Source organism: Escherichia sp. MOD1-EC4550 (assembly GCF_963876935.1).
Lineage (GTDB): Bacteria > Pseudomonadota > Gammaproteobacteria > Enterobacterales > Enterobacteriaceae > Escherichia > Escherichia coli_F.
The window spans coordinates 298628-313309 of record NZ_CAWNSE010000001.1 but is presented as its reverse complement, the minus strand read 5'-3'; the positions used below and the strand labels follow the sequence as shown (position 1 = coordinate 313309).

The 14682-nt window shown below is 50.8% G+C and carries 15 protein-coding genes; 6 read left to right on the top strand and 9 right to left on the bottom strand.

Annotation, left to right across the window (positions count from 1 at the left end; translation table 11 throughout):
* Positions 1-294: 294 nt before the first annotated feature.
* The 3 genes from ackA (at position 295) to yfcC (ending at position 5426) form a co-directional block, all read left to right on the top strand.
* Positions 295-1497, top strand: a complete 1203-nt coding sequence (ackA, locus tag AACU19_RS01445) for an acetate kinase (protein ID WP_000095712.1) — start codon at positions 295-297, stop codon at positions 1495-1497.
* Between the two features lie 74 nt (positions 1498-1571).
* A complete protein-coding gene (pta, locus tag AACU19_RS01440; protein WP_000086716.1) occupies positions 1572-3716 on the top strand; it encodes a phosphate acetyltransferase in 2145 nt (714 codons plus the stop codon).
* A 189-nt stretch (positions 3717-3905) separates the two neighbouring features.
* Positions 3906-5426 carry a putative basic amino acid antiporter YfcC gene (yfcC, locus tag AACU19_RS01435; protein WP_001274485.1) on the top strand — a complete coding sequence of 507 codons (1521 nt, stop codon included), beginning with the start codon at positions 3906-3908 and terminating at the stop codon, positions 5424-5426.
* A gap of 32 nt (positions 5427-5458) precedes the next feature.
* Here yfcC and yfcD read toward each other — a convergent pair whose 3' ends face one another.
* The 3 genes from yfcD to yfcF are packed head-to-tail and all read right to left on the bottom strand — an operon-like array spanning position 5459 to position 7310.
* Positions 5459-6001 (bottom strand): NUDIX hydrolase YfcD, encoded by a 543-nt coding sequence (gene yfcD / locus AACU19_RS01430; protein WP_000437935.1) that lies wholly within the window; start codon positions 5999-6001, stop codon positions 5459-5461.
* A gap of 57 nt (positions 6002-6058) precedes the next feature.
* Positions 6059-6610: a phosphodiesterase gene (yfcE, locus tag AACU19_RS01425; protein WP_123057618.1), complete on the bottom strand. Its 552-nt coding sequence runs from the start codon at positions 6608-6610 to the stop codon at positions 6059-6061.
* A 55-nt stretch (positions 6611-6665) separates the two neighbouring features.
* Positions 6666-7310 carry a glutathione transferase gene (gene yfcF / locus AACU19_RS01420; protein ID WP_000042440.1) on the bottom strand — a complete coding sequence of 215 codons (645 nt, stop codon included), beginning with the start codon at positions 7308-7310 and terminating at the stop codon, positions 6666-6668.
* Between the two features lie 138 nt (positions 7311-7448).
* Between yfcF and yfcG the strand changes: the two genes are divergently transcribed.
* From yfcG to AACU19_RS01405, 3 genes are read left to right on the top strand one after another with little or no spacing between them, the layout of a single operon-like run.
* Positions 7449-8096 (top strand): GSH-dependent disulfide bond oxidoreductase, encoded by a 648-nt coding sequence (gene yfcG, locus AACU19_RS01415; RefSeq protein ID WP_000566496.1) that lies wholly within the window; start codon positions 7449-7451, stop codon positions 8094-8096.
* A gap of 56 nt (positions 8097-8152) precedes the next feature.
* Positions 8153-8515 carry a dihydroneopterin triphosphate 2'-epimerase gene (gene folX, locus AACU19_RS01410; RefSeq protein WP_000068457.1) on the top strand — a complete coding sequence of 121 codons (363 nt, stop codon included), beginning with the start codon at positions 8153-8155 and terminating at the stop codon, positions 8513-8515.
* 20 nt (positions 8516-8535) lie between these two features.
* Positions 8536-9429, top strand: a complete 894-nt coding sequence (locus tag AACU19_RS01405; protein WP_105277982.1) for a TIGR01777 family oxidoreductase — start codon at positions 8536-8538, stop codon at positions 9427-9429.
* 47 nt (positions 9430-9476) lie between these two features.
* Here the strand turns inward: AACU19_RS01405 and rpnB are convergent, their stop codons facing one another.
* The 6 genes from rpnB to argT all read right to left on the bottom strand — a co-directional run bounded on the left by rpnB (position 9477) and on the right by argT (position 14615).
* Positions 9477-10367 carry a recombination-promoting nuclease RpnB gene (gene rpnB / locus AACU19_RS01400; protein ID WP_105277981.1) on the bottom strand — a complete coding sequence of 297 codons (891 nt, stop codon included), beginning with the start codon at positions 10365-10367 and terminating at the stop codon, positions 9477-9479.
* 195 nt (positions 10368-10562) lie between these two features.
* On the bottom strand, positions 10563-11336 hold the full coding sequence (gene hisP / locus AACU19_RS01395) for a histidine ABC transporter ATP-binding protein HisP (protein ID WP_001293619.1): 774 nt from the start codon (positions 11334-11336) through the stop codon (positions 10563-10565).
* A 7-nt stretch (positions 11337-11343) separates the two neighbouring features.
* On the bottom strand, positions 11344-12060 hold the full coding sequence (locus AACU19_RS01390; RefSeq protein ID WP_000569957.1) for an ABC transporter permease: 717 nt from the start codon (positions 12058-12060) through the stop codon (positions 11344-11346).
* Positions 12057-12743, bottom strand: a complete 687-nt coding sequence (gene hisQ, locus AACU19_RS01385; protein ID WP_000965505.1) for a histidine ABC transporter permease HisQ — start codon at positions 12741-12743, stop codon at positions 12057-12059. Before hisQ ends, AACU19_RS01390 begins: the two co-directional genes overlap by 4 nt.
* 89 nt (positions 12744-12832) lie before the next feature.
* Positions 12833-13615, bottom strand: a complete 783-nt coding sequence (gene hisJ, locus AACU19_RS01380) for a histidine ABC transporter substrate-binding protein HisJ (RefSeq protein ID WP_000737621.1) — start codon at positions 13613-13615, stop codon at positions 12833-12835.
* Between the two features lie 217 nt (positions 13616-13832).
* Positions 13833-14615 carry a lysine/arginine/ornithine ABC transporter substrate-binding protein ArgT gene (gene argT, locus AACU19_RS01375; protein WP_000748235.1) on the bottom strand — a complete coding sequence of 261 codons (783 nt, stop codon included), beginning with the start codon at positions 14613-14615 and terminating at the stop codon, positions 13833-13835.
* Positions 14616-14682: the final 67 nt, after the last annotated feature.

The following is a 14682-nucleotide window of genomic DNA, read 5'->3' as shown; positions in this document are numbered from 1 at the left end:
AATTCACAACTCAGCGGGACAACGTTCAAAACATTTTGTCTTCCATACCCACTATCAGGTATCCTTTAGCAGCCTGAAGGCCTAAGTAGTACATATTCATTGAGTCGTCAAATTCATATACATTATGCCATTGGCTGAAAATTACGCAAAATGGCATAGACTCAAGATATTTCTTCCATCATGCAAAAAAAATTTGCAGTGCATGATGTTAATCATAAATGTCAGTGTCATCATGCGCTACGCTCTATGGCTCCCTGACGTTTTTTTAGCCACGTATCAATTATAGGTACTTCCATGTCGAGTAAGTTAGTACTGGTTCTGAACTGCGGTAGTTCTTCACTGAAATTTGCAATCATCGATGCAGTAAATGGTGAAGAGTACCTTTCTGGTTTAGCCGAATGTTTCCACCTGCCCGAAGCACGTATCAAATGGAAAATGGACGGCAATAAACAGGAAGCGGCTTTAGGTGCAGGCGCCGCTCACAGCGAAGCGCTCAACTTTATCGTTAATACTATTCTGGCACAAAAACCAGAACTGTCTGCGCAGCTGACTGCTATCGGTCACCGTATCGTACACGGCGGCGAAAAGTATACCAGCTCCGTAGTGATCGATGAGTCTGTTATTCAGGGTATCAAAGATGCAGCTTCTTTTGCACCGCTGCACAACCCGGCTCACCTGATCGGTATCGAAGAAGCACTGAAATCTTTCCCTCAGCTGAAAGACAAAAACGTTGCTGTATTTGACACCGCGTTCCACCAGACTATGCCGGAAGAGTCTTACCTCTACGCCCTGCCGTACAACCTGTACAAAGAGCATGGCATCCGTCGTTACGGCGCGCACGGCACTAGCCACTTCTATGTAACCCAGGAAGCGGCAAAAATGCTGAACAAACCGGTAGAAGAGCTGAACATCATCACCTGCCACCTGGGTAACGGTGGTTCCGTTTCTGCTATCCGCAACGGTAAATGCGTTGACACCTCTATGGGTCTGACCCCGCTGGAAGGTCTGGTAATGGGTACTCGCTCTGGCGATATCGATCCTGCGATCATCTTCCACCTGCACGACACTCTGGGCATGAGCGTTGACGCAATCAACAAAATGCTGACCAAAGAGTCTGGCCTGCTGGGTCTGACCGAAGTCACCAGCGACTGCCGTTATGTTGAAGACAACTACGCGACAAAAGAAGACGCGAAGCGCGCAATGGACGTTTACTGCCACCGTCTGGCGAAATACATCGGTGCCTACACCGCGCTGATGGATGGTCGTCTGGACGCTGTTGTATTCACCGGTGGTATCGGTGAAAATGCCGCGATGGTTCGTGAACTGTCTCTGGGCAAACTGGGCGTGCTGGGCTTTGAAGTTGATCATGAGCGCAACCTGGCTGCACGTTTCGGCAAATCTGGTTTCATCAACAAAGAAGGCACCCGCCCTGCTGTTGTGATTCCGACCAACGAAGAGCTGGTTATCGCGCAAGACGCCTGCCGCTTGACCGCCTGATTCCACACCGCCAGCTCAGCTGGCGGTGCTGTTTTGTAACCCGCCAAACCGGCGGTAACGAAAGAGGATAAACCGTGTCCCGTATTATTATGCTGATCCCTACCGGAACCAGCGTCGGTCTGACCAGCGTCAGCCTTGGCGTGATCCGTGCAATGGAACGCAAAGGCGTTCGTCTGAGCGTTTTCAAACCTATCGCTCAGCCGCGTACCGGTGGCGATGCGCCCGATCAGACCACGACTATCGTGCGTGCGAACTCTTCCACCACGACAGCCGCTGAACCGCTGAAAATGAGCTACGTTGAAGGTCTGCTTTCCAGCAATCAGAAAGATGTGCTGATGGAAGAGATCGTCGCGAACTACCACGCTAACACCAAAGACGCTGAAGTCGTTCTGGTTGAAGGTCTGGTCCCGACACGTAAGCATCAGTTTGCCCAGTCTCTGAACTACGAAATCGCTAAAACGCTGAACGCGGAAATCGTCTTCGTTATGTCTCAGGGCACTGACACCCCGGAACAGCTGAAAGAGCGTATCGAACTGACTCGCAACAGCTTCGGTGGTGCAAAAAACACCAACATCACTGGCGTTATCGTTAACAAACTGAACGCACCGGTTGATGAACAGGGTCGTACTCGCCCGGATCTGTCCGAGATTTTCGACGACTCTTCCAAAGCAAAAGTAAACAATGTTGATCCGGCGAAGCTGCAAGAATCCAGCCCGCTGCCGGTTCTCGGCGCGGTGCCGTGGAGCTTTGATCTGATCGCGACCCGTGCGATCGATATGGCTCGCCACCTGAACGCCACCATCATCAACGAAGGCGACATCAATACTCGCCGCGTTAAATCCGTCACTTTCTGCGCACGCAGCATTCCGCACATGCTGGAGCACTTCCGTGCCGGTTCTCTGCTGGTAACTTCCGCAGACCGTCCTGACGTACTGGTTGCAGCTTGCCTGGCTGCCATGAACGGCGTAGAAATCGGTGCCCTGCTGCTGACTGGCGGCTACGAAATGGACGCGCGCATTTCCAAACTGTGCGAACGTGCTTTCGCTACCGGCCTGCCGGTATTTATGGTGAATACCAACACCTGGCAGACTTCTCTGAGCCTGCAGAGCTTCAACCTCGAAGTTCCGGTTGACGATCACGAGCGTATCGAGAAAGTTCAGGAATACGTTGCTAACTACATCAACGCTGACTGGATTGACTCTCTGACTGCCACCTCTGAGCGCAGCCGTCGTCTGTCTCCGCCAGCCTTCCGTTATCAGCTGACCGAACTGGCGCGCAAAGCGGGCAAACGTATCGTGCTGCCGGAAGGCGATGAACCGCGTACCGTTAAAGCAGCCGCTATCTGTGCTGAACGTGGTATCGCAACTTGCGTACTGCTGGGTAACCCGGCTGAGATCAACCGCGTTGCAGCATCTCAGGGCGTAGAACTGGGTGCTGGCATTGAAATTGTCGATCCAGAAGTGGTTCGCGAAAGCTATGTTGGCCGCCTGGTTGAACTGCGTAAGAACAAAGGCATGACCGAAACCGTTGCCCGCGAACAGCTGGAAGACAACGTGGTTCTCGGTACGCTGATGCTGGAACAGGATGAAGTTGACGGTCTGGTTTCCGGTGCTGTTCACACCACCGCAAACACCATTCGTCCGCCGCTGCAGCTGATCAAAACTGCACCGGGTAGCTCCCTGGTATCTTCCGTGTTCTTCATGCTGCTGCCGGAACAGGTTTACGTTTACGGTGACTGTGCGATCAACCCGGATCCGACCGCAGAACAGCTGGCAGAAATCGCGATTCAGTCCGCTGATTCCGCCGCTGCCTTCGGCATCGAACCGCGCGTTGCAATGCTCTCCTACTCCACCGGTACTTCTGGTGCAGGTAGCGACGTAGAGAAAGTTCGCGAAGCAACTCGTCTGGCGCAGGAAAAACGTCCTGACCTGATGATCGACGGTCCGCTGCAGTACGACGCTGCGGTAATGGCTGACGTTGCGAAATCCAAAGCGCCGAATTCTCCGGTTGCTGGTCGCGCTACCGTGTTCATCTTCCCGGATCTGAACACCGGTAACACCACATACAAAGCGGTACAACGTTCTGCCGATCTGATCTCCATCGGGCCGATGCTGCAGGGTATGCGCAAGCCGGTTAACGATCTGTCCCGTGGCGCACTGGTTGACGATATCGTCTACACCATCGCGCTGACTGCGATTCAGTCTGCACAGCAGCAGTAATCTCGTCATCATCCGCAGCTTTGCGCTGCGGATACCTGAACCGGAAATAGTCACTATTTCCGGTTTTTTATTCTCTTAATTTGCATTAATCCTTTCTGATTATCTTGCTTAACTGCGCTGCATCAATGAATTGCGCCATCTCACTTTGCATACTTACCACTTTGTTTTGTGCAAGGGAATATCTGCGCTATGTCCGCAATCACTGAATCCAAACCAACCAGAAGATGGGCAATGCCCGATACGCTGGTGATTATCTTTTTTGTTGCTATTTTAACCAGCCTTGCCACCTGGGTAGTTCCGGTGGGGATGTTTGACAGTCAGGAAGTGCAGTATCAGGTTGATGGTCAAACAAAAACACGCAAAGTCGTAGATCCGCACTCATTTCGCATTCTGACTAACGAGGCGGGCGAACCTGAGTATCACCGCGTGCAACTGTTCTCGACGGGCGATGAACGCCCGGGCCTGATGAATTTCCCGTTTGAAGGATTAACCTCAGGATCGAAATACGGGACAGCCGTTGGCATCATCATGTTTATGCTGGTGATTGGCGGCGCGTTTGGCATCGTGATGCGTACAGGAACCATTGATAACGGCATCCTGGCACTTATTCGACATACACGCGGGAATGAAATTCTCTTTATCCCTGCCTTGTTTATTCTCTTTTCACTTGGCGGCGCGGTATTTGGTATGGGGGAAGAGGCCGTCGCCTTTGCCATTATCATCGCACCGCTAATGGTCCGGCTGGGCTATGACAGTATTACCACCGTCCTGGTGACTTATATCGCCACGCAAATCGGTTTTGCCAGTTCGTGGATGAACCCGTTTTGTGTGGTTGTTGCTCAGGGGATCGCTGGTGTTCCGGTGCTTTCTGGTTCCGGTTTGCGCATCGTGGTATGGGTAATCTCTACTCTGATTGGTCTGGTCTTCACTATGGTGTACGCCTCGCGGGTGAAAAAGAATCCGCTGTTGTCACGCGTTCATGAGTCCGATCGTTTCTTCCGCGAAAAACAGGCGGATGTAGAACAGCGTCCATTTACCTTTGGTGACTGGCTGGTATTGATTGTTTTAACCGCCGTCATGATCTGGGTAATTTGGGGCGTTATCGTCAATGCCTGGTTTATTCCAGAAATAGCCAGCCAGTTCTTCACGATGGGGCTAGTAATTGGCATCATCGGCGTTGTTTTCCGCCTAAACGGTATGACGGTTAATACCATGGCTTCATCCTTCACCGAAGGGGCGCGAATGATGATCGCCCCTGCCCTACTGGTGGGTTTCGCCAAAGGGATTTTGTTGCTGGTCGGTAACGGTGAAGCGGGTGATGCCAGTGTGTTAAATACCATTCTAAACAGCATTGCCAATGCCATTAGCGGTCTGGATAACGCAGTTGCAGCCTGGTTTATGTTGCTCTTCCAGGCGGTATTTAATTTCTTCGTGACATCCGGTTCTGGTCAGGCGGCGTTAACCATGCCGTTACTGGCACCGCTTGGCGATCTGGTCGGTGTTAACCGTCAGGTTACCGTGCTGGCGTTCCAGTTTGGTGATGGCTTCAGTCACATCATTTACCCGACCTCAGCTTCGTTAATGGCAACGCTCGGTGTTTGTCGGGTGGACTTCCGTAACTGGCTGAAGGTGGGTGCGACACTGCTTGGACTGCTGTTTATTATGTCCAGCGTCGTGGTTATCGGCGCTCAGTTGATGGGCTACCACTAAAAATGTTAAGAGCCGCAATTGCGGCTCTTTTTTCATTCTGCCGTTTCAGTCTCTACGGCTTCATTTTTGGCATTGCGCTTCATCCACAACGCCAGCGCTTTCAGCGAGTCTGGAGTGAACTCATCGCAGCGTGCGGTGATTTCTTCCGGCGTCAGCCAGCAAACTTCACTGACTTCATCTTCCTGTAGGGCGAAGGGACCGTGCGAGACACAACTGAACAACGCGCCCCAGACACGGCAATTTTTATCTTCGAAATAGAACTGCCCGTGCTCGGCAAAGGGGACACCGGCAATGCCCAACTCTTCTTCCGCTTCGCGACGCGCGGACTCCAGCAGTTGCTCATCGGCCTGGACCACACCGCCTGCGGTCGCATCTAACATGCCGGGTAAAAAGTCTTTTGTCTCGGTACGACGCTGGACCAGAATTTTGCCCATGCCATCATGCACGACGATGTAAGTTGCACGATGACGCAGACACTGTGCCCGCATTTGTTCCCGGCTGGCTTGTGCAATGACTTCATTCTCTTCATTGACAATATCCACCCATTCAGTACTTGCCAAACGACGCTGTTCCATTATCAGGAAACCTTCTTTTTCTGGCGCTCTTACGGCGCATTTTGAGTTGTGGGTAAATTACGGATTAATCGCGACCTGCGCAATGATACTTTGATCATTGAGTGCGATTACACTCAGTACGTCATTATCCAGCATGCCATAACTCGCCGGATTACCGCCTTTCGGAATACTCACCGAGCCGGGGTTGAAGTGGAATATCTCCCCCCGCTGTTCTGCCACTGGCAGATGGGTATGACCGTACACCAGCACATCGTTCTGGTTTAAAGCGGGCAGATTTTCCGGACCAAATAGATGACCATGCGTCAAAAACAGACGTTGTTTTTCCAGTAATACCTGTTGCCACGGCGCGGTTATCGGGAAATGCAGCAGCATTTGGTCCACTTCGCTGTCGCAGTTGCCGCGCACAGAGATAACTTTATGTGCCACTTCATTAAGCCGTTCGGCGACTTTGGCTGGCGCGTAACCCTCAGGTAAAGCATTACGCGGGCCGTGATTCAACACATCGCCAAGGATCACCAGCCACTGGGCACCGCTTTGGGCAAACAACTCCAGAACACGTTCCGTCGCCGGTAACGACCCATGAATGTCCGATGCAAACATCAGTTTCATCACTCACTCCTCGTCGAAAAAACGTAAGCTATGATACTGGATTCTGTCGTTGCTATCAGCCAGATTGCTTCGCCGAAAGAGCAATAAAACGCTGGACAGACGCTCGCTGCCACTGGAATGTCGCATAATCCACCAGGCGTTCCGGCACCTCATCGCCATGTAGTACCAGGCGGTTAATCATTAGCGCCAGATCAGTATCAGCAATGCACCATTCACCAAATAAATTCGGCTGACCCAGTGCTAACAAATGTTCTGCCATCGCGAACAGTTTCTCTGCACTGGCTTTTCCCTCCGCCGTTAATGGCGCTTTTTTCGCACCCGCAAAGACAACATCCGTCGGACGTTCTTCGCGGATAGGCATCAGATCGCTACGCAGCCAGGCCTGAATCTGTCGTGCACGCGCACGATTTTCTAAATCAAGCGGATAAATGCGTTCCCAGGTCGGTGGCGCAAATCGATCTTCCAGATACTCCGCAATGGCAGAAGATTCACTCAACTCAAAATCATCGATTTGTAATAACGGCACACGGCGTGTCTGACCGTAACCTTGCCACGTCGGCTGCAAATGTTCACCGCTGTCGAGGTCGATGGTCTTGATATGAAACGACAGGCCTTTTTCCTGCAACGCCACCCAGGCGGATAACACATAAGGGGAGAAAAAATGGGCATCTGACCAAAGCGTGATAGCGGGTTTACTCATTATGTCCTCGGCAATAAAGGGGGGGGCTAACTATCAAACTATAGAGCCTTTTTGTCACTGTCACGTGACGAATACTCACGCAAGTCGCCGCGCTTTCTATACTTGTGGTGTTCAGATGATTAGACAACCGGAGCTGCAATGATCGATCTCTATTTCGCCCCGACGCCAAATGGTCACAAAATTACGTTGTTTCTCGAAGAAGCAGGACTGGATTATCGCTTGATTAAGGTAGACCTGGGGAAAGGTGGCCAGTTTCGCCCGGAATTTTTGCGCATTTCGCCTAACAACAAAATTCCGGCAATTGTTGATCATTCCCCAGCCGATGGCGGCGAACCGTTAAGCCTCTTTGAGTCCGGGGCCATATTGTTGTATCTGGCGGAGAAAACGGGACTCTTTTTGAGTCATGAAATGCGTGAACGCGCCACCACATTACAGTGGCTATTCTGGCAGGTAGGCGGGCTGGGGCCGATGCTTGGGCAAAATCATCATTTTAATCACGCTGCACCACAAACCATTCCTTACGCTATTGAACGTTATCAAGTTGAAACTCAGCGTCTGTATCACGTGCTGAACAAGCGGCTGGAAAACTCGCCCTGGCTGGGCGGAGAAAATTACAGCATTGCGGATATTGCCTGCTGGCCGTGGGTTAATGCCTGGACTCGCCAGCGCATTGACCTCGCAATGTATCCTGCAGTTAAGAACTGGCATGAGCGGATCCGTTCGCGCCCTGCCACCGGGCAGGCACTGCTAAAAGCACAACTCAGTGATGAGCGTTCGGATAGTTAACAGAAACAGGTTCTCGTGTATTATTTAATCCTAAGTAAAACAACGGAGAACCTGCAATGGCACAACCTGCCGCTATTATTCGTATAAAGAACCTTCGTTTACGTACGTTTATCGGAATTAAGGAAGAAGAAATTAACAACCGTCAGGATATTGTTATCAACGTGACGATCCACTACCCCGCCGATAAAGCGCGCACCAGCGAAGATATCAACGATGCGCTGAATTATCGCACCGTAACGAAAAACATTATTCAGCACGTAGAGAATAACCGTTTCTCTTTGCTGGAAAAATTAACTCAGGATGTGCTCGATATCGCACGTGAACATCACTGGGTGACGTATGCTGAAGTAGAGATCGATAAACTGCACGCGCTGCGCTACGCCGATTCGGTATCCATGACCTTAAGCTGGCAGCGTTAACCGCCATATCGGGAGGCTGCATGAACATAGTGATCACCGGAGGGACGGGATTAATTGGTCGCCATTTGATTCCGCGTTTGCTGGATCTGGGCCATCAAATCACGGTAGTGACGCGTAACCCGCAGAAAGCCAGTTCCGTTCTCGGCCCCCGGGTGACACTATGGCAAGGGCTTGCCGATCAAAGTAACCTCAACGGCGTTGATGCGGTAATCAACCTGGCCGGAGAACCGATTGCTGATAAACGCTGGACTCACGAACAAAAAGATCGTCTCTGCCAAAGCCGCTGGAATATCACGCAAAAACTGGTCGATGTAATTAATGCCAGCGACACGCCGCCGTCGGTACTCATTTCCGGTTCGGCAACGGGCTATTATGGCGACTTAGGTGAAGTGGTAGTTACTGAAGAGGAACCGCCGCATAACGAATTTACCCACAAACTCTGCGCTCGTTGGGAAGAGATTGCCTGTCGGGCGCAAAGCGACAAAACACGTGTGTGCCTGCTGCGTACCGGCGTGGTGCTGGCACCGGACGGCGGGATCCTCGGTAAAATGCTGCCGCCGTTTCGTCTTGGCCTGGGCGGGCCGATTGGCTCCGGTCGGCAGTATATGGCCTGGATTCATATCGATGATATGGTCAATGGTATTCTCTGGCTGCTGGATAACGAACTGCGCGGGCCGTTTAATATGGTTTCGCCCTACCCGGTACGCAATGAACAATTTGCCCATGCGCTCGGTCATGCACTGCATCGTCCGGCCATTTTGCGCGTCCCCGCGACCGCCATTCGACTGTTAATGGGCGAATCTTCAGTACTGGTATTAGGTGGACAACGAGCATTGCCTAAACGGCTGGAAGAAGCGGGTTTTGCGTTTCGCTGGTACGATTTAGAAGAAGCGCTGGCGGATGTTGTTCACTGATGTGGTGTACTGCAAACATCCGCCAGTTAATTCCCGGTGTTACAGGATTAGTGGCTTTGCGCGATAAGGTCGTCTGGTGAAAGTCGGGTCAGCGTCAGGATGACGTCGTGGTCAAATCCTTTTTCCAGCATCTCCTGAGCAATACGCAGAGCTTCTTCGTGTTTGCCCTGCATTGCGCCTTCTTCACGTAATCTGTCAGCAATGGTCATCAGTTTCTCCTTTTCTTGTGGTGCGCGTTCTGTTATCTCACCAATAAATGCACGGAAACGCTGGGCATCTCCCGTTTGTAATACGTAATTAAACAGGGCTTTTAGCTGTCTGTCATTAGTGTTCCCTGTAACTAGCAGCGAAACAATTTGGTCGACTAATCCCAACAGATCGCGCTGACGAATATGTTTCTGAATTAACTCCAACAGCGCCATTTTGCGATGTTGCATAATCTCGTCATCCGGCACCACGGTAATATCCACCAGCGGAAAAGCCGATGAATATATTTTGCGGGCTATAGCAGGCTCGGCAAATTCATCAAGCCAGCAGAGTGAATAAGGATAAGGACTTCTGCAACCATGATAAAACAGCATTGGGATCACCAATGGAAGCTCTTTATAGCCTGCATCCAGATGGTTTTGCATCGCCGCGATGGAATAGCGCATCATGCGAAAAGCCATTAATTCCTCCGGCTTACTTTGGTGCTCTATCACCACATAAATATAACCCGCTCCCTCCTGCGTTTTCACAGACCACAAGAGGTCGGAATAATATTGCCGCAGGTCTTCATCAATAAAACTGTTTGGTTCCAGTTTGAGCGTCGTTAAATCACACAGTTTGCGCAGCGGCGCGGGAATATGAATATCAATAAAATCCCGCGCGGTGTCTGGATGGCGTAAAAAAGATTTAAATACCGCATCATGCGGCGTGGAAGTTGTCGATATTGTCATGGCGTTCCGTCACCCCTCAAATTTAAGATGACGCGACAATAACCACGATTAACACCTAATGCAGCAGGCAGTTTTTATCTTTGGACAGCGAATTCAGAAGTATTTTTAGCGGACTGCAACATTTACATTTCAGCGGAAGCGGACTCGCAAATTCCCCATGAAATACTCCGGCAGCGTTAGCCACCGGAGAGGAACTTATTTCAGCGATCCCTTAAGGAACTGTTGCAGACGAGGGCTTTGCGGGTTGCCAAATAACTGCTCCGGCGCGCCTTCTTCCTCTATTTTCCCCTGATGGAGAAAAATGACGTGAGTAGAAACATGGCGAGCAAAGCCCATTTCGTGAGTCACCACCACCATGGTTTTTCCCTCTTCTGCCAGTTGCTGCATAATACGCAGCACTTCGCCTACCAGTTCAGGATCGAGCGCCGAGGTAGGTTCATCAAACAGTAAAACTTCCGGTTCCATCGCCAGCGCCCGCGCGATGGAAACACGCTGTTGCTGACCACCGGACAGATGCACCGGGTATTTCCCCTGCACACGTTCGTCTATCCCGACTTTCGCCAGATACTTCACCGCCCGCTCGCGCGCTTCCTGCTTGCTCAGGCCTAACACCTGAATCGGCGCTTCCATGACGTTTTCCAGCACCGTCATATGGCTCCAGAGATTGAAGTGCTGGAATACCATCGTCAGGCGTGTGCGCAGTAAGCGCAGCTGATTTTTATCGGCGACTTTAAGTTGACCGTCTTTATCGCGCACCAGATTGATCGTCTGGCCGTTAACGACGATCGATCCTTCACTCGGTTTTTCGAGGAAGTTAATGCAGCGCAGAAAGGTACTTTTCCCCGATCCCGACGAACCGATGATACTTATGACATCACCGGCATTCGCTTGCAGTGAGACCCCTTTCAGCACTTCGTGTTCGCCGTAGCGTTTGTGCAAATCGATAACGTTTAATTTATTCTCGGACATCGTATTCTCAGTGCGTTGAAGAAGGTTTCACATGCTGCAACCAGCGTTTTTCCGCTTTACGGAACAGACTGATCAGGACATAAGAGATGATTAAATAGAGCACCGCGGCTATACCGAAAGCGGTAAAAGGTTGATACGTGGCGGCGTTAATATCACGGGCTATTTTCAGCAGATCCGGCACCGTGGCCGTAAACGCCAGCGCAGTAGAGTGCAGCATCAGGATTACTTCATTACTGTAGGCCGGTAACGCAATACGCAGCGCTGAAGGCAAAATAATGCAGCGATACATTTTAAAGGTCGAAAAGCCATAGGCTCTGGCGGCTTCAATCTCTCCGTGCGGTACCGAACGGATTGCTCCGGCAAAAATCTCGGTGGTGTAAGCACAGGTGTTAAGCGTCAGCGCCAGCACAGTACAATTTAGGCCACTGCGGAAAAAGGCGTTAAGGAACTCGGTACCCTTAACAATCTCCAGCGTGTACATGCCGGAATAGAACACCAGCAATTGAACATACAGCGGTGTACCGCGAAAAATATAAGTAAATAACCAGATTGGAAACTGGATGTATTTATTACTTGAGACGCGACCAATCGCCAGAAACAGCGCCAGAACTCCACCTATCACAACCGACAAAATCAGCAACCAAAGGGTAATCGCCACACCGGTAAAGCGATAACCGTCGGTCCACAACAGCGGTTTCCAGTATTCATGTAAAATTTCGATCACAGGTCAGCCCTCTTCACACCCACGGAGTAGCGGCGCTCAAGGAACAGCAGCACACCATTGGAAACGGTGGTGAAAACCAGGTAAATCACGCCACAGACGATGGCGAAATAGAACGGTTCCCATGTACTTTTGCCTGCCAGTTGCGTGGCTTTGACCACATCTTCCAGGCCGAGTAACGAAACCAAAGCGGTAGATTTGAGAATCACCTGCCAGTTGTTGCCAATGCCTGGCAGGGCGTAACGCATCATCGCCGGAAACATAATCCGCCGAAACACTTGCCCACGAGTAAAACCAAACGCCGTTGCCGCCTCTATATGTCCTTTTGGCACTGCCATAAACGCGCCACGAAACGTTTCGGTGAAGTAAGCACCGTAGATAAAACCGAGAGTGATAATACCTGCGACCATCGGATCGATATCAATCTGCCCGACGCCCATCGCCTCCGTCACCGTGTTTAGCGCAATCTGCAAACCGTAGAAAATCAGCAGCATCAACACTAAATCCGGCACGCCACGAATCAGCGTGGTATACCCTTCGAAAATCAGCCCCGAAAACCGATTTTGCGAGAGCTTACCGCCAGCGCCAATTAAACCGATGATTACAGCGAGCACTACAGAGCTGATCGCCAGCTCCAGCGTGACGAGCGCACCCTGTAAAATAACACCTGAAAACCCATACAACATGCTGCCTGTCCTGTCGTGTGTGGTGAATTACCGCCTCTTGTCTCCCTCCGGTTACCCGAAGGGAGCGGGCTTTCTTTCACCGATGGCGATTAACCACCATAAACATCAAAATCGAAGTACTTTTTCGCTAATTTCTCGTAAGTACCGTCAGCGCGCATTTCGGCAAAGGCTTTGTTCAGTGCCTCGCGCAATTCGTTATCTTCTTTACGCAGACCCATGCCGGTACCTACGCCAAACAGTTTTTCATCTTTAACAGACGGGCCACCGAATTTGTAATCTTTACCAACGGGTTGTTTGAGGAAACCTTCGCTGGCGGCGACCTCATCCTGGAATGCGGCATCAATACGTCCGGCAGTCAGGTCAGAATAAATGTTGTCCTGCCCCTGATAAGAGACGATTTCAATGCCTTTTGGTGCCCAGTGTTCGTTACCGAACGTCTCTTGGGTGGTGCCCTGCAATACGCCTACGCGCTTGCCTTTCAGCGACTCGACTGTCGGCTGAATGTCGGAATTTTTCGCCACTACCAGACGAGAGTCGGCAGCGTACAGTTTGTCGGTGAAGGCAATTTCCTGCTGACGTTTTTCCGTAATGGAAAGCGATGACATGATGGCGTCAATCTTCTTCGCTTTTAAGGACGGGATTAACGCATCCAGCGGGTTTTCGACAAACGTACATTGCGTATTGATGCGTTTGCACAATTCCTTCGCCAGATCGATGTCGAAGCCAACCAGTTCACCTTGTGAATTTTTTGATTCAAATGGCGCATAGGTCGGATCGGTACCGATGCGAATGTTTTGCGGAATCGCAGCAAACGCCGCCGTTGCGCTGGAGAAGGCCAGAACCAGAGAGAGCGATAGCACCAGTTTTTTCATAATGTCCTCAACTGACAGTCTTTTTATAGGGAATATTTACAGGTTTGTTACACTTATCGTGCCATAAAATTGACCATCAAGGCAAAATATCCCGCCTCGTTAGACGTATTATTTTTCATTAAAAATGCTTAAGTATGCATTTCAATGCACCACGATAGTGCAACAAACCTGGCGTGCACCATGATCATTCCATCAGGTACAGCTTCCCTGCGACGTATCAGTCACCGTAGACATTAAAGTCGAAATACTTTTTCGCCATCTTGTCGTAGGTGCCGTCCTGACGCAGCTCGCCAAGCGCCTTATTAAACGCAGCCGTCAGTTCAGCATCATCTTTACGTAACCCGACACCGGTGCCGTCACCGAAGTATTTTTTGTCTTTCACTGAAGGGCCTGCAAAAGCGAAATCTTTACCGGCAGGTTGCTTGAGGAAACCTTCGCTGGCAGCAACCTCATCTTGCAGAGCGGCATCCAGGCGTCCTGCAGCCAGATCGGAATAGACCAAATCCTGGTTAGCATAGGCCACCACATCCACGCCTTTGCTACGCCAGTTATCATTGGCATACGCTTCCTGGGTTGATCCCTGCAGCACACCAACATGTTTACCTTTCAGTGAATCCAGCGTTGGCTGAATCGGTGAACCTTTGGCAGCAATCAGACGAGAGTCTGCGGCGTACAGTTTGTCGGAGAAGGCAATCTCCTGCTGACGTTTATCCGTAATGGAGAGCGACGAAATAATGGCGTCGATCTTTTTCGCTTTCAGTGAGGGGATCAGCGCGTCAAAGTCACTGGCAACCCAGGTACATTTCACCTGCATCCGTTTGCACATCTCGTTACCGAGATCGATATCAAAGCCAACAAAGTCACCTTTGGCATCTTTCGATGAGAACGGTGCATAGGTGGTATCCGTTCCGATACGTACCGTCTCCGGCAGTGCCGCGTAGCTGGAAGCTGCTGCGGAAATCCCGACTAACAAAGACAGAGCGAGAATCGACTTCTTCATACATAACCCTCAAGTGAAATGGCTTTTTTATATTGTGTATTGTGTTGTGTGTTTGCAGGCTCGTTCA